The following is a 15,425-nucleotide window of genomic DNA, read 5'->3' as shown; positions in this document are numbered from 1 at the left end:
TTATCCCTGCCCCGCCTGCTCTATAATGCGCCGCCTCAACCCGCGACCAAGAGAGTTTCACCATGATGAGTAACGATGTTCTGCGCAGCGTGCGCTATATGCTGGATTTGAGCGATAGCAAAGTGGTGGAGATTTTTGCCTTAGCGGGAAGTGAAGTGCCGCTGGAAGATGTGCAGGCGTGGATGAAGAAGGATGACGATGCCGCGTTTCGCAAGCTGCCCGATGTGTTGATGGGTTACTTCCTCAACGGTCTGATTTTTTATCGTCGCGGTAAGAGTGAAGATGCGCCCGCACCGTCGATTGAGCGCCGCATGAACAATAATATTTTCATGAAGAAGTTGCGTATCGCCTTTGCGCTGAAAACCACCGATATTCCGGATGTGCTGCTGAAAGCGAACTTCAAGATTTCGCAGGCTGAGGTGGGGGCCATTTTCCGTAACCCGGATCATAAGAATTTTCGCGAGTGCGGCGACCAGATTCTGCGTAATTTCCTGAAAGGTTTGACGATGATTCATCGCCCGGGGCCAGTTAAGAAGGCGTAAATGGGTCGCCAAAAATGGCGACCCTACGACACAGCGCTGAGATTTTGACTCTATGCGCTGCTTTTGGAACTCCTGCCCAACACCCAGCGTTTATGCACATAAAGTGATGCGAAGATCACTGCGGCACCGGCGAGAAAGCTCGGCCAGTGCGGTTTTTCCTGCCAGATCGCCAGATTCACCAGTAAGCCCGCTGGCACATGCATATTGTTCATAATGCCCAAGGTGCCCGCATCCACCTGCGTGGCGCCGTAGTTCCACATGAAGTAGCCCAAACCTGAAGCCGCAACGCCCAACCATACCAGAATGCCCCACTGCAGCGACGTAGTAGGCAGTTTGTTGGGATTGCCCCACAGGCTCCAGGCAATGACGGCGATGATCACCGCACCGAGATAGAACCATGAAAACGCGGTGTGCTGCGGCATTGGGCGGGTTTCCTGCAGGCGCTTATAGCCGACCATGCCAATGGCGAAGCAGATATTCGCCGCCTGCACCAGCAGCAAGCCAAACCAGAAATGGTCGCTCACTTTGTCATAACGAATAATCGCCGCCCCAATCACAGCCAGCATAGCGCTGAAGGCGTAGCCGATACGCAGCGGACGCCGACTGAGTAAATCGTAGATCAGCGTGACATACAGCGGCGTCATTACGGTAAACAGCAGGAACTCGGTCACGCTCAGATACAAGTAAGCTTCAAAGCTCAGCAAGTACATGATGCCGAGCTGCAGCATGCCCACCAGCATATACAGCAGGATGGTAGAAGCACGATAGCCGCGCCAGCGCAGGAAAGGCAAAAAGACGATAGCGGCAAGCGCTAAACGCATCAGCACAGAGAACCAGGAATCCACCTGACCCGCCAGATATTCCCCGATTAAACTGAAGGAAAAAGCCCACAGAATGGTGGTAACGATCAGTAACAGCACGGTGACGATCTCAAAATAAACAGTGGCGCTAGTGTAAACAAACTGTCGCGATCGGGCTGAATTATCTGGTTTACAATAGCGCAAAATATCGGCAATTAATCGTTATCGCTTCGCTTTATAACCCCAGTAAAATGCGCGAAATACAACATTTCCTGGTTTTTATCGCTCTTCATCGTCATCAAACTGTAACAAATGTGTCACATATCACAGTAACCGTACGTGACCATCACTATCCTTTGCGCGAAATGGAAACATCACCTTTCCGTTTATAACCTTTGCTGCATTTGCCCCAACCTGCTGGGAATTCATAACGATATCGCGCCCTGGAGGGCCACACTCATGTTGAGTATCTTCAAACCTGCATCGCATCGGCCCCAGGTGGCGGATGATCGTGTCGATCCGCTCTATCGTCGTCTGCGCTGGCAAATTTTCCTGGGAATATTTTTTGGCTATGCCGCCTACTATCTCGTGCGTAAGAACTTTGCGCTGGCGATACCTTATCTGGTTGAACAAGGTTTCTCGCGTGGCGATCTCGGGTTTGCGCTGTCGGGAATTTCTATCGCTTACGGCTTTTCGAAATTCATTATGGGATCAGTGTCGGACCGCTCGAATCCGCGCGTGTTTTTACCCGCTGGATTGATCCTCGCTGCAGCGGTAATGCTGTTTATGGGCTTCGTACCGTGGGCGACATCAAGCATCATGGTGATGTTTGTGCTGCTATTCCTGTGCGGCTGGTTCCAGGGCATGGGCTGGCCACCGTGTGGACGTACCATGGTGCACTGGTGGTCGCAGAAGGAGCGCGGCGGCATTGTGTCGATATGGAACTGTGCGCATAACGTTGGCGGCGGCATTCCACCGCTGCTGTTCCTTTTGGGTATGGCGTGGTTCAACGACTGGAAAGCGGCGCTGTATATGCCCGCGTTTTGCGCGATTATCATCGCTTTCATCGCCTTTGCGCTCATGCGCGACACGCCGCAGTCCTGCGGTCTACCGCCGATTGAAGCCTGGAAGAACGATTACCCGCCTGATTACAACGAGAACCACGAGCAGGAGCTGACGGCAAAGCAGATTTTTATGCAGTACGTTTTGCCCAATAAGCTGCTGTGGTATATCGCGCTGGCAAACGTGTTTGTTTACCTGCTGCGCTACGGCATTCTCGACTGGTCGCCAACCTACCTGAAAGAAGTAAAACACTTCACACTGGATAAGTCCTCGTGGGCTTACTTCTTCTATGAATATGCTGGTATTCCTGGCACGCTATTGTGCGGCTGGATGTCAGACAAAGTCTTTAAAGGCAACCGTGGCGCCACCGGCGTGTTCTTTATGACGCTGGTGACCATTGCCACCGTGGTGTACTGGCTGAACCCGCCCGGCAATTCAGGCATCGATATGCTGTGCATGATTGTGATCGGCTTCCTGATTTACGGTCCGGTGATGTTGATTGGCTTGCACGCGCTGGAGCTGGCTCCGAAAAAAGCGGCGGGAACCGCGGCGGGCTTTACCGGGCTGTTTGGCTATCTTGGCGGATCGGTCGCGGCGAGTGCCATTGTCGGCTACACCGTAGATTACTTCGGCTGGGATGGCGGCTTCATCGTGATGATTGGCGGATCGGTGCTGGCGGTGATTCTGCTGCTGCTCACCATGATGAGCGAACATAAGCACAAGAAACAGTTGGTATAACCAGAGCGGGCCGGCAATCACCGGCCCGTTTTTTTAGGCGAGGAACAGCTTACGCAAGGTGTGCGGCACCGCATCTTCCGCGTTGCTGCCAATCACTTCCAGCGTTGGCAAGGTGTCTTTCAGGCGCTGCTGCGCATTACGCATGATGCAGCCTTTACCTGACATGCTGAGCATCTCCACATCATTCATGCCGTCGCCAAAGGCGATGCACTCTTTCAGCGAGTAACCCAACTGTTTGGAGACGGCTTCCAGCGCGTGGCCTTTGGAAACGCCACCCGCCATCACTTCCAGACAGGTCGGCAGCGAGAAGCTGACGTTCACGCGATCGCCCCAGCGTGCTTCTATCGCCTGTTCCATCGGAACCAAACGCTCAGGATCATCGCAGGTAAAGAATACTTTGCTGATCCCGTCGGTTGGCAGCATACCCGGCTGATAAACCTGATAGTTGAATACCGATTCGCGGAAGTAGTCCTGTTCGTCCGGACGATGGCGACTCATGAACCATTCGTCGTCACGATAGACGTGCGTCAGAATATGCTCATCGTGATACTGCAGGCCGTACAAATCGCTGGCAATATCGGCGTCGAGATTGTGGCTAAACACCAGTTCGCCATCAGCGTTGTGCACGCGCGCGCCGTTAGAGGTGATCATGTAAGCCGGAATGCCGAGCTTATCGCGCATTTGTCCCACATCGATATAGTGACGGCCGGTGGCAAAAACAAAGTGGATGTCACGCGCCACCAGTTCCTGCAGCGTGGTGCGCGCGAACGGAGTTAAACGGTGTTCCGGAGAGAGCAGCGTGCCATCCAGGTCGGATGCGACGATGTGATACATGTAAACCTCGGGTATTGATATCGGTAATTAATATTTGTTAAGCGTGATGTTCGAAGAAATCCACCACCGCATTTAGCGCTTCAGCACGCATCGCATCTTTTTCGAACAAGATCTCATGGCGTGCGCCTTTGATGACATAGGGCGCGTTGCCGGCACAGGGATGCCCTGCTTTGGCCATCTCCGCACAAAAGAGATCCTGTGAGCGGTTATCCACCACATCATCTTCGCTGGCCTGCAGCAGCAGGGTTGGCGTGGTGATTTTCTCGATCTGACTAAAAATGTTACGTCCAGCCTGTACGCCTTCACGCACCCAATGATAGGTGGGACCGCCGACGCGAATCGCCGGATCGTCGGCGTAAAAACGCAGGTTGCGCCGGTAGCGCTCACGGCTGTGCGTCAGGCGGTTGATGCCAAACGGACTGGCGCGCCAGCGTCCGGTTCCCAGCGCATAACCTTCGCGCAGCGCGGGGAGTTTTTCCGTCCAGTCGAGAATACGGTGCGCCATCCAGTCAGGCAGCGGCAGCACAATGCCAAACATCGGCGCGGAAAATACGGCAGCATGGAACGCCTGGGGCTGGCGCGCCAGAAACAGCGCTAAAATCGCACCGCCCATGGAGTGCGCCAGTACATAGCGCTGTTGATAGTGGTTGCTGACAATTTCTTTCAGATAGAGCGTTTCCAAATCGTCAACGTAGTGGCTAAATTCCACCACATGTCCACGATGTGAATCTTCCAGCAGACGTTCGGAACGTCCCTGACCGCGATGGTCGAGAATCACCACATCGTAGCCGCAGTGGAACAGGTCATAGGCCAGTTCAGGATATTTGATATAGCTTTCAATGCGGCCAGGCACGACCAGAATGACACGACGATGTTGCGGTGAAGTGAAACGAACATAGCGGATTTTCAGGTTACCCACGCCGGTAAACTCACACTCCTCACGGCGACGCCAGAAGTCGAGCAGCGGACCGGTGGCAAAGGCTGCAAAGCCTCGCTCGCGCCCGAGCCAACTCTGTTTATGATGCTGCATCCGTCCCCCCTGAAAAAAACGTGAATGGCGCACCTGTGCTGCATAGCGTGCCGCGATTTTCTGTCGTATTGTGTCACACTTCGCTAACTTCAGGGAATGTCACACATGACCATTGAATGGTGGTTAACCTACCTGCTGACCACAACCATCCTTAGCCTTTCACCCGGTTCCGGCGCGATTAACACCATGAGCACCGGCATCAGCCATGGCTATCGCGGCGCGGTGGCATCGATTACCGGCTTGCAGCTTGGCCTGGCCATTCATATCGTGCTGGTCGGTGCCGGATTAGGGGCGCTGTTCTCGCAATCACTGCTGGCCTTTGAAGTGCTGAAGTGGGCCGGTGCAGCCTATCTGGTGTGGTTGGGCATTCAGCAGTGGCGTTCCGCTGGCGGTATCGATCTTGATGCCGTAGCCAAAGCGATGCCGCGGCGTCGCCTGTTTAAACGTGCGGTGCTGGTGAATCTCACCAACCCGAAGAGCATCGTGTTTCTTGCCGCACTGTTCCCGCAGTTTATTCAGCCGCACCAGCCGCAGTTGATGCAATATTTGGTGCTCGGCGTCACCACCATCGTGGTCGATATCATCGTGATGATTGGTTATGCCACGCTGGCAACGCGCATTGCAGGCTGGATTAAAGGACCGCAGCAGATGAAGCTACTGAACCGCACCTTTGGTGGCTTATTTATGGCGGTAGGCGCGCTGTTAGCCAGCGCACGTAAAATGGCGTGATAGTCAACCAGGTGGGCATAAATGCCCACCCTACGTAGGGTCGCCATTTATGGCGACCTGGGTTATCGCGAAATGATTAAATGAATACCAAACCCGGCAAACAACACACCCGCCATGCCATCCACCCACTTCGCCATCCGCTGATACTTATCACGCATCCACGGCATAGCGAAAATCGCCGCCACCAGCGTAAACCACGCGAACGTCTCACCGATAATCAGCAGGAACAAGCCCCAACGCTCCATAGCACCCACATCGTTGCCGACAAACAGTGAGAACACGCTACCGAAGTAGATAATCGCTTTCGGGTTCGACAAATTGGTGAGGAAACCTTTCAGGAAACTCATGCCTCTTTTCGGCAATTCGACCACCGGTGCTTCCGTCTGCGGCTGCTTGTGACGTTGACGCGCTGAACGCATCAGCTGCCAGCCCATCCACAGCAGATACAACCCGCCGCCGACCATGATGATTTCATGCAGCCAGGCCATTTTTTCCAGGATCAAATGCAGGCCCATCAGCGCCACGCCGGCCCACACGACAATCCCCAGCGTGATGCCCAATACGCCCATCATCGCTTCTTTGCGCGATCGGCTCGCCGCCGTTTGCGACACAAAGAAGAAGTCCGGGCCGGGACTCATCAGCGCAACCAGATGCACCAGCGCGACGGTGGCGAATAACATCAGCATGATTTATTTCCTTTATTCTTCATCAACATGTTCTTTAATCATCACCAGGAACGGCTTACCAAAACGCTCCAGTTTGCGATGACCGACGCCATTCACGCTGAGCATTTCTGACGCGCTAATCGGCATTTGTTCTGCCATTTCAATCAACGTGGCATCGTTAAACACCACGTAAGGCGGAATGTTCTCTTCATCGGCGATCGCCTTACGCAGCTTACGCAGCTTGGCGAACAGCTTACGATCGTAATTACCGCCATACACTTTTGGCGAACTGCTGCTGCGCGTTTTTACCGTTACGATGCGCGGCACCGCCAGCATCAGCGGCACTTCGGCACGCAGTACCGGGCGGGCGGCTTCCGTAAGTTGCAATGCCGAATGCATAGCGATGTTTTGCGTCACCATGCCCAGATGGATCAACTGACGCAGCACGCTAATCCAGTGTTCATGGCTGTGCTCGCGGCCTAAACCGTACACCGGCAATTTATCGTGGCCGTTATCACGGATACGCTGATTGCTGGCCCCACGCAAAACCTCAACAATATAGCCCATACCAAAGCGCTGACCGGTACGATAGATGCTCGACAGCGCTTTTTGCGCTTCCAGCAGGCCGTCGTAGCGACGTGGCGGATCGAGGCAGATATCGCAGTTATCGCACTGCTGCTGGCGACCTTCACCAAAATAATTCAGCAGCACCAAACGACGGCAGGTTTGTGCTTCCGCAAACGCGCCCATCGCATTAAGCTTGTGGCGTTCAATATCCTGCAACGGCCCGGGCACTTTCTCTTCAAGACATTTACGCAGCCACGCCATATCCGCCGGATCGTAGAGCATCATCGCTTCGGCAGGCAGGCCATCACGTCCGGCGCGGCCGGTTTCCTGATAATAGGATTCGATATTGCGCGGGATATCGAAGTGCACCACAAACCGCACGTTAGGTTTGTTGATGCCCATACCAAACGCCACGGTGGCGACCACAATTTGCAGATCGTCACGCTGAAACGCTTCCTGCACGCTGGCACGCTGCGCACTATCGATACCGGCGTGATACGCGCCAACGCTCAGGCCGCGGCTTTGCAGACGCGCGGCGGTGTCTTCCACTTTGGCGCGGCTGTTACAGTAAATAATGCCGCTTTTGCCGCGCTGATCCTGCACATAACGCAGAAGCTGCTCGGTGGGTTTGAATTTCTCCACCAGCGTGTAGCGAATATTTGGCCGGTCAAAACTGCTGATTTGAATCAGCGGATCGTCCATCTGCAGCAGATGAACGATGTCGTTACGCGTGGTTTCATCAGCGGTGGCGGTTAATGCCATCACCGGCAACGCTGGGAAATGCTGACGCAGCTGGCCAATCGAACCATATTCCGGACGGAAATCGTGGCCCCACTGTGAAATACAGTGCGCCTCATCCACGGCCAGCATCACCGGATTCCACTGATGCAAGCTGTCGAGGAAGTTATCCATCATCAGTCGCTCAGGCGCAATGTACAGCAACTTGAGCTTGCCGGTACGGCAATCCGCAAAAACCTGCTGCTGCTGTTCACGCGTTTGCGTTGAGTTGAGGCACGCCGCCGCGACACCGTTAGCCAGCAGCTGATCAACCTGATCTTTCATCAGTGAAATCAGCGGTGAAACCACCAGCGTCAATCCTTCACGCACCAGCGCCGGGATCTGATAGCACAGCGATTTGCCGCCGCCGGTTGGCATCACCACCAGACAATCACGCCCTGCAAGCGCGGTTTCGATGATGTTTTGCTGACCGGGACGGAACTGCTGGTAGCCGAAGGTATCTTGTAATACCTGCTGCGCCAGCATTTCCTGATTAAGCACTGCCGATGTTGCCACGGTAATCCTGTATTTTTGCTGGTTAGAACAAATCGTTGAGCGTCACGCCCACGCCAAGACGGGTCTGGCGATGGTTATAGTCGATCAAAGATTCACCATAACCGCTGAAGACCTGCGTGTAAAAGCGCACGTGTTCAGAGATTGGGTAGCTCCAGGCGAAGGTTGCGCCACCGAAGCCGCTGTTCCAGTTGTAGTTGCCTTCCACGCTGAAGATGCTGTCGCCCATCATGTAACCGAGCTTGGCGCGGTAGTAACCCATGTATTTAGTGATATCCGGATTATCGTCATTGCTTTCACTTTCCGGCAGACGATACCAGGGTTTGATCTCAGCAAGTAAATTGCCGTTCTCTGCCATTAAGCGAGCGTAAACGCGGTTCCAGCTGCGTGACGTCGGATCGCTGCGGCCATTCGACTCATGGTTCAGGCCCGTTTCCACATCGCGCAGCGTCCAGCCCGCGAAGGTGTAATCTGTCGCCCAGCCGAGGAAAATTTGCGGCTCATAGTTGGTTTCACGGAACGGTGATGAGGCGCCACGGTTAGAGAGCTGCCACCACGAACGCTGAGTATAGGACGCGGCGAGTACCGAATTATCGCCTAAAATGCCGCGCCACAGCGGAAACGCCAGACTGAGCTGGAATTTTACTTCATCATTTTTCGCTTTGTTGGCCCAGTTATAGGAAGAGATGGCCTCTTTATTCATATCGCTGGTGTAGGTGTAAAGCAGGTAATTGTTTTCGTAAGGATAAAGCACGAACGGGTTATCGTGTTTTTCCAGCAGGTTAGCGATAATGCTGCCCTTCACTGCCGGTGCATCATGAACCTCTTTTATCGTGGCTTCTTCAGCCTGCGCCAGGGCAGGAAGGATCAGTGCCGCTGCCAGCAAGGCGTAATGCTTACGCATAGAATTCTCCAGGGAACTGCGTGTCGTGATCGTCAATGGACGGTTCAAAAAGCAGGCCATTCTACACGCAAATCCAGCGGATGATCAGTGCCGATTTCCGAAACTGGAAAGCAGCGCGAACGCGGCATAATATACACAACTCTTTAACATTTTAAGGCAGGAACTATGTCATCCCCGTTGCTAACACAACAGGAAGCGCGCCGTCTGATTGGCGAAATATTTGTTTATCACATGCCTTTCAATCAGGCGCTGGGATTAGAGCTGGATCGGCTGGAAGCGGATTACGCTGAGCTCGGTTTTGCCAATAAAACCATGCTGGTGGGCAATGCGGCGCAGCAGATTCTGCACGGTGGCGTCATTGCCTCAGTGCTGGATGTTGCTGCCGGACTGGTGTGTGTCAGCTATGCGCTTACGCGTCAGGACAGCATTACCGAGGACGAACTGCGCCAGCGCTTGTCACGCATGGGCACCATTGATATGCGTGTCGATTATCTGCGTCCCGGCCGCGGCGAACGCTTTATCGCCACCAGCAGCCTGCTGCGCGGCGGTAATAAAGTCGCTGTGGCGCGCGTCGAATTACACAATCAGCAGGGCGATTACATCGCTACCGCTACCGCAACATATATGATTGGCTGATCGCCACTTTTTGGATGTGATGATGGATACGCAACAAACTCGCCAAGGTATTGGCTACGCGCTTGGCGCTTACTTTATTTGGGGCATCGCGCCGGCCTATTTCAAGCTGGTAAAAGAGGTCCCCGCCACCGAAATTATGACGCATCGCGTGATTTGGTCCGCGCTGTTTATGCTGGTACTGTTCACTTTAACCCGCAATTGGCCCCAAGTGCGCAGTGTGCTTGCGCAACCGAAAAAAGTGCTGCTGCTCGCTCTCACCGCCGTGACCATTGGCGGCAACTGGCTGCTGTTTATCTGGGCGGTTAACAATCAGCACATGCTGGAAGCCAGCCTTGGTTACTTTATCAACCCGCTGATTAATGTGGTGTTTGGCATGCTATTCCTGCGTGAGCGCTTCCGTCGCTTGCAGTGGCTGGCGGTGTTGCTGGCGACAACCGGCGTGCTGGTACAGCTGTGGCAATTCGGTTCGCTGCCGATTATCGGTCTGGGACTGGCGTTCAGTTTTGCCTTATATGGTTTAGTGCGCAAAAAGATTCAGGTGGATGCGCAGAGCGGCATGCTGATCGAGACGCTGTGGCTGTTTCCACTGGCGGCAATTTATCTGTTTGGCTTCGCTGACAGCGCCACCAGCCATCTCAGTGCGAACGCCATGAGCCTGAATCTCAAGCTTGTCGCGGCAGGCATTATCACCACTATTCCGCTGATGCTGTTTGCCGCAGCCTGCGCGCGTCTGCGTTTATCCACCGTGGGTTTCTTCCAGTATCTTGGCCCGACGCTGATGTTCCTGCTGGCGGTCATCTTCTACGGTGAGAGCCTGACGCCGGACAAAATGGTGACCTTCGGCTTTATCTGGCTGGCTCTTGCCGTTTTCATTGTTGATGCGGTGGTATTTTCAGCGCGTACGCGCGTGCGCGTAGCGTGAAATAAAACGCGCCAGCGCCGGACCGGTAAGCAGGATGGTGAACAGACGAAGTGTCTGTAGTGCCATCACAAAAGCGATATCGACCCGCGTGCCCGCCGCAATAATCGCCACGGTATCCAGCCCGCCAGGGCTGGTTGCCAGGTATGCGGTCATCAGATCGACGTGCAGCACGCGCGTCAACATCCAGGCTAATCCGCCACACAACAGCATCAAACCAAAAATCGACACCAGCATTTGCGGCAGCGTGCGCAGCGCCAATAGGAATATGGGGCGAGTAAAGCGTAATCCCACGCTCCAGCCAATCAGCGAATAGGCCAGCGCCAACAACCACTCCGGCACCTGCAAGGTGGCCACATCGGTGCCGTGCAGTACCGCGCCAATCAGCGCCGGCAGCAGCAATGCCCCAGAAGGAATACGCAGCTTCTGACCGAGCCATGCACCGGCCACCATGACCACCAGCGTTAGCAGGAAACTGCTTTGCAGCGCGGGAAACCACACCAGATCCACGGTGCCGCCACTGGAACCTAATCCAATACGCGCCACCACCGCGGCTGCCGTGGCGACAAACAGCACGCGCAAATACTGCATAAAGGCGACTAACCGCACATCAGCACCGAAATCACCGGCCATCGCCACCATCGCCGAGGCGCCACCGGGCGACGATCCCCATGCACCGGTGGGTCCGGGCAAATGACTGAAGCGCACCAGCAGAAAACCCGATAGCCCGCTAGCTGCCAGGGTCAATACCAGCACCGCCAGTACCACCGGCCAATCCTGAATGAGCGGAGTGAGAATTCCCGGCGATAAGCTTTGGCCGATCATGCAGCCCAGCACCGCCTGTGCCAGCACAAAGAAACGTTTATCGATGCGCACCGTTGCGCCGGATAATCCCATGATGGTGCCGACGATCATCGGACCAAGCAGCAAGGCCGCAGGAAGGTGGAACAGCTGGAGAATAATCCCCAGTACTAACGATGCAATCAGCAGAAGGGTCCACTGAAGTCGCAGGGAGAAGCGCGCCATAAGGTGGAATCAGAAAGAAAACAGAACCAACAGGTTACGCAGAAATGGGGAACAGCGCTAGTTTATGGGCTAATGTTAATCGCTTAAGCGCTTTCCGGTCGCCATAAATGGCGACCCTACGTTTTCAGGAACGATTTTGTCGGGTCGTCATTCATGACGACCGAGATATTCGGCAGGTTACAACCAGTTCTTACGCTTGAAATAGAGGTACGGCGCTAGCCCGGCGAGGATCATTAAAGTAATCGCCCCCGGATAACCAAAGCTCCATTTCAGTTCCGGCATAAACTCAAAGTTCATACCGTAGCTTGATGCCACCAGCGTTGGCGGCAGGAACACCACCGAAACCACCGAGAAGATCTTGATGATGCGGTTCTGCTCGATGTTGATGAAGCCCATCGCCGCCTGCATCAGGAAGTTCACCTTCTGGAACAGCGATTCGTTATGCGGCAGCAGTGATTCGATATCGCGCAGGATTTCACGCGCCTGCTCCAGCTGGTTGCTCGGCAGGCGCGCCTTGCGCACCAGGAAGTTGAGCGCGCGCTGGGTATCCATCAGGCACAAACGCACTTTCCAGCCGATATCTTCCAGCTCTGCCAAACGTGACAGCGCCTGATCGTACTCTTCGCCCTGCTGGCCTTCCATGATCACGCGGCTGAGTTTCTCCAGCGCGCTATAAATGTTCTCGATCTCATCCGCCAGCTGCTCGATTTTGGTTTCGAACAGATCCAGCAGCAGTTCATAGGCGTTGCCATCGGTCAGCGTCTGGTTACGCGCACGCATGCGGTAAAGGCGGAAGGCTGGCAATTCGCGCTCGCGCAGCGTGTAGAGGCGATCTTCACGGATGGTAAATGCCACTGTGGAGTTGCCCGCGTGGTCTTCCGCATCTTCAAAGAAGAAGAAGGAGTGAATGTGCAGGCCGTCTTCGTCTTCAAAGAAACGCGCCGAGGCTTCGATGTCTTCCAGCTCCGGACGCGTCGCCAGGCTCTGGCCGAGTTCACACTGCACGCGATCGCGTTCGCTGTCGTCGGGCTCGATCAAATCGACCCACACCGACGTGTTGAGTTTGTCGTTATCTTCTTCCAGCTCGATGCGCGTCAGGCGATTACGATCGAGTTTAAATGCGCTCAGCATAGCAATAACTCCCCATTTTTTTGGAATGGGACAAGGCGGTGAACCACTGTTTATAGCGGGCACGGCGAAGCCTGAACACGGAAACTTTCGCTTCAAGGGTAAATCAGTGCTAACTCATGCGACGAGAGTAAAAAAGGGAGGTCGCTGATAACCGCTAAGGCTACCAGCTAAAAGAGGCAACCTTAGGAGTTCCTGTTAAACAGGTGATTGAGCCAGCATCGACTGGGCGCGTCCAAGGCATTGTCCTCTCATGATAATAGTGCGCGCATGTTACGCTGAGACGAAAAAGTCGTCAAGGTAGCGCAACCGCGCTACACCGTTTCCAGACGGGCGTAAGCCGCCACCAGCCACTTAATGCCCTGGCCCTGAAACGCCACCTGCAGGCGGCTGTGTTCACCGCTGCCTTCGAGGTTGATAATGGTGCCTTCGCCAAACTTGGCGTGACGCACGCGCTGGCCGAGCGTGAAGCCGCTATCGTTTTGCGCAATCGGCGTGCCCATGCGCTGATGGCTAACTGGACGACTGACGCTGGCGCGCAAGCGTACCTCTTCCACGCACTCCTCCGGCAGCTCGCCGATAAAACGTGAAGGGCGGTGATACACTTCCTTACCATAAAGGCGACGGCTTTCCGCGTAGGTTAGCGTGAGCTTCACCATCGCGCGCGTCACGCCAACGTAAGCCAGACGACGCTCCTCTTCCAAACGCCCGCCTTCATCCAGCGACATCTGGCTCGGGAACATGCCCTCTTCCATGCCGACGATAAACACTTGGCTGAACTCCAGACCTTTCGCCGAGTGCATGGTCATCAGCTGCACCGCGTCCTGCCACTTGTCGGCCTGACCTTCGCCCGCTTCCAGCGCCGCATGTGACAAGAACGCCTGCAGCGGCATCAAATCTTCGTCTTCATCCTGATAGCTGAACTGGCGCGTGGCCGTTACCAGTTCCTCAAGGTTTTCGATACGCGCCTGGCCTTTCTCGCCCTTCTCCTGCTCGTACATTACCCACAAACCGGAGTCTTTAATTACCCGATCGGTTTGCACATGCAGCGGCATTTCGGCGGTTTCGGTGGCCAGTGAATCCACCAGTTCGCAGAAGCGTTGCAGCGCCGATGCGGCGCGGCCGGCTAACGCTTTGTTCTGTAACAGCTCGCGCGTTGCCTGCCACATTGTCAGTTGTTGTTCGCGCGCGGTCTGGCGCACCACGTCCAGCGTGCGATCGCCCACGCCGCGCACCGGCGTATTCACCACACGTTCAAACGCCGCATCGTCATTGCGATTGGCCATCAAACGCAGATAGGCCAGCGCGTCTTTGATCTCCTGACGTTCGAAGAAGCGCATGCCGCCATAAATACGGTACGGCATGCTGCCTTGCAGCAGCGCCTCTTCCAGCACGCGTGATTGGGCGTTACTGCGGTAGAGAATGGCGCAATCCTGCAGCGCGTTGCCGTTCTCATGCCAGCTTTTGATGCGATTCACCACAAAGCGCGCTTCGTCCAGCTCATTGAACGCGCAGTAGAGCGAAATCTTTTCGCCGTCGCTACCGTCGGTCCACAGTTCTTTGCCGAGGCGGCCATTGTTATTGGCAATCAGCGTGTTCGCGGCTTTCAGAATGTTGTTGGTCGAGCGATAGTTCTGCTCCAGACGGATGGTTTCTGCGCCAGGGAAGTCCTGCAGGAAGCGCTGGATGTTCTCCACCTGCGCACCGCGCCAGCCGTAAATCGACTGATCGTCATCGCCGACGATGATCACGCGGCCGGTGTCGCCTGCCAGCATGCGAATCCACGCGTACTGAATGTTGTTGGTATCCTGGAATTCATCCACCAGCACGTTACTGAAACGCTCGCGGTAATGGTTCAGGATATGCGGCTTGTTAAGCCACAATTCGTGGGCGCGCAGCAGCAGCTCGGCGAAATCCACTAATCCGGCGCGATCGCAGGCTTCCTGATACGCCTGATAGATACGCAGCCAGGTTTGCTCCACCGGATTGCCGTAGCTTTCGATATGTTTTGGCCGCAGACCTTCATCTTTTTTGCCGTTGATGTACCACATGCCCTGACGCGCAGGCCACTGTTTCTCATCAAGGTTCATGGCTTTGATCAAGCGTTTGAGCAGGCGCAGCTGATCGTCGCTGTCGAGAATCTGGAAATCCTGCGGCAGACCGGCATCAAGATGATGCGCGCGCAGTAAACGGTGCGCCAGGCCGTGGAAGGTACCAATCCACATGCCGCCCTGGCTGGTGCCGATCAGCTGATCGATACGATGCCGCATCTCCGCTGCCGCTTTGTTGGTGAAGGTCACCGCCATAATCGAATACGGTGAGCAATTCTCTACCGACAGCAGCCAGGCGATGCGATGTACCAGCACACGGGTTTTGCCACTGCCTGCTCCGGCCAGCACCAGCAGGTTGCTACGCGGTGCGGCGACCGCCTCGCGCTGTTTGTCATTCAAGCCGTCAAGCAGTTCAGAAACGTCCATAAGCACCGTTTTAAGAATTGAGATACATATCCAAAATCATTCGGCTTGCCGCAAGGCGGCAAGTCGAATGATGATGGA

At 55.0% G+C, this 15,425-nt stretch carries 14 protein-coding genes; 5 read left to right on the top strand and 9 right to left on the bottom strand.

The features are described 5' to 3' along the window. Nucleotides 1–62: 62 nt before the first annotated feature. Complete coding sequence (locus ACIP6T_RS21095) at nucleotides 63–542, top strand: DUF1456 family protein (protein ID WP_097095333.1); 480 nt, start codon at nucleotides 63–65, stop codon at nucleotides 540–542. A gap of 50 nt (nucleotides 543–592) precedes the next feature. On the opposite strand, the gene ACIP6T_RS21090 is transcribed toward ACIP6T_RS21095, so the two are convergent. Next, entirely contained in the window at nucleotides 593–1,462 is an 870-nt protein-coding gene (locus ACIP6T_RS21090) for a carboxylate/amino acid/amine transporter (protein ID WP_400458737.1), read from the bottom strand. A 339-nt stretch (nucleotides 1,463–1,801) separates the two neighbouring features. Between ACIP6T_RS21090 and glpT the strand changes: the two genes are divergently transcribed. Then, nucleotides 1,802–3,142: a glycerol-3-phosphate transporter gene (gene glpT, locus ACIP6T_RS21085; protein WP_400458736.1), complete on the top strand. Its 1,341-nt coding sequence runs from the start codon at nucleotides 1,802–1,804 to the stop codon at nucleotides 3,140–3,142. 33 nt (nucleotides 3,143–3,175) lie between these two features. On the opposite strand, the gene yigL is transcribed toward glpT, so the two are convergent. Further along, entirely contained in the window at nucleotides 3,176–3,976 is an 801-nt protein-coding gene (gene yigL, locus ACIP6T_RS21080; protein WP_097095336.1) for a sugar/pyridoxal phosphate phosphatase YigL, read from the bottom strand. A 37-nt stretch (nucleotides 3,977–4,013) separates the two neighbouring features. Further along, entirely contained in the window at nucleotides 4,014–5,006 is a 993-nt protein-coding gene (gene pldB, locus ACIP6T_RS21075) for a lysophospholipase L2 (RefSeq protein WP_097095337.1), read from the bottom strand. Nucleotides 5,007–5,111: 105 nt separating this feature from the next. Here pldB and rhtB point away from each other — a divergent pair, with 105 nt between their 5' ends. Further along, nucleotides 5,112–5,735, top strand: coding sequence for a homoserine/homoserine lactone efflux protein (rhtB, locus tag ACIP6T_RS21070; protein ID WP_400458733.1), 624 nt, complete (start codon nucleotides 5,112–5,114; stop codon nucleotides 5,733–5,735). Between the two features lie 62 nt (nucleotides 5,736–5,797). Here rhtB and rhtC read toward each other — a convergent pair whose 3' ends face one another. From rhtC to pldA, 3 genes are read right to left on the bottom strand one after another with little or no spacing between them, the layout of a single operon-like run. Next, entirely contained in the window at nucleotides 5,798–6,421 is a 624-nt protein-coding gene (gene rhtC, locus ACIP6T_RS21065) for a threonine export protein RhtC (RefSeq protein ID WP_097095339.1), read from the bottom strand. Nucleotides 6,422–6,433: 12 nt separating this feature from the next. Then, nucleotides 6,434–8,260, bottom strand: coding sequence for an ATP-dependent DNA helicase RecQ (gene recQ / locus ACIP6T_RS21060; RefSeq protein WP_400458732.1), 1,827 nt, complete (start codon nucleotides 8,258–8,260; stop codon nucleotides 6,434–6,436). Nucleotides 8,261–8,282: 22 nt separating this feature from the next. Continuing rightward, nucleotides 8,283–9,161: a phospholipase A gene (gene pldA / locus ACIP6T_RS21055; RefSeq protein WP_097095341.1), complete on the bottom strand. Its 879-nt coding sequence runs from the start codon at nucleotides 9,159–9,161 to the stop codon at nucleotides 8,283–8,285. 165 nt (nucleotides 9,162–9,326) lie between these two features. Here pldA and ACIP6T_RS21050 point away from each other — a divergent pair, with 165 nt between their 5' ends. After that, entirely contained in the window at nucleotides 9,327–9,797 is a 471-nt protein-coding gene (locus ACIP6T_RS21050; protein ID WP_097095342.1) for a thioesterase family protein, read from the top strand. A 22-nt stretch (nucleotides 9,798–9,819) separates the two neighbouring features. After that, entirely contained in the window at nucleotides 9,820–10,719 is a 900-nt protein-coding gene (gene rarD / locus ACIP6T_RS21045; protein ID WP_400458729.1) for an EamA family transporter RarD, read from the top strand. Here the strand turns inward: rarD and ACIP6T_RS21040 are convergent. The 3 genes from ACIP6T_RS21040 to uvrD form a co-directional block, all read right to left on the bottom strand. After that, nucleotides 10,690–11,742: an AbrB family transcriptional regulator gene (locus ACIP6T_RS21040; protein ID WP_400458727.1), complete on the bottom strand. Its 1,053-nt coding sequence runs from the start codon at nucleotides 11,740–11,742 to the stop codon at nucleotides 10,690–10,692. The two genes, rarD and ACIP6T_RS21040, sit on opposite strands and share 30 nt — an antisense overlap. 177 nt (nucleotides 11,743–11,919) lie before the next feature. Continuing rightward, nucleotides 11,920–12,873 (bottom strand): magnesium/cobalt transporter CorA, encoded by a 954-nt coding sequence (gene corA / locus ACIP6T_RS21035; RefSeq protein WP_097095343.1) that lies wholly within the window; start codon nucleotides 12,871–12,873, stop codon nucleotides 11,920–11,922. A gap of 311 nt (nucleotides 12,874–13,184) precedes the next feature. Continuing rightward, entirely contained in the window at nucleotides 13,185–15,347 is a 2,163-nt protein-coding gene (gene uvrD, locus ACIP6T_RS21030; protein WP_097095344.1) for a DNA helicase II, read from the bottom strand. Nucleotides 15,348–15,425: the final 78 nt, after the last annotated feature.

The sequence above is a fragment of the Pantoea sp. NPDC088449 genome, from assembly GCF_044753225.1.
GTDB lineage: Bacteria > Pseudomonadota > Gammaproteobacteria > Enterobacterales > Enterobacteriaceae > Pantoea > Pantoea floridensis.
Note: the sequence above shows the minus strand (reverse complement) of the source record. Positions and strands in the feature narration are given on the sequence as shown.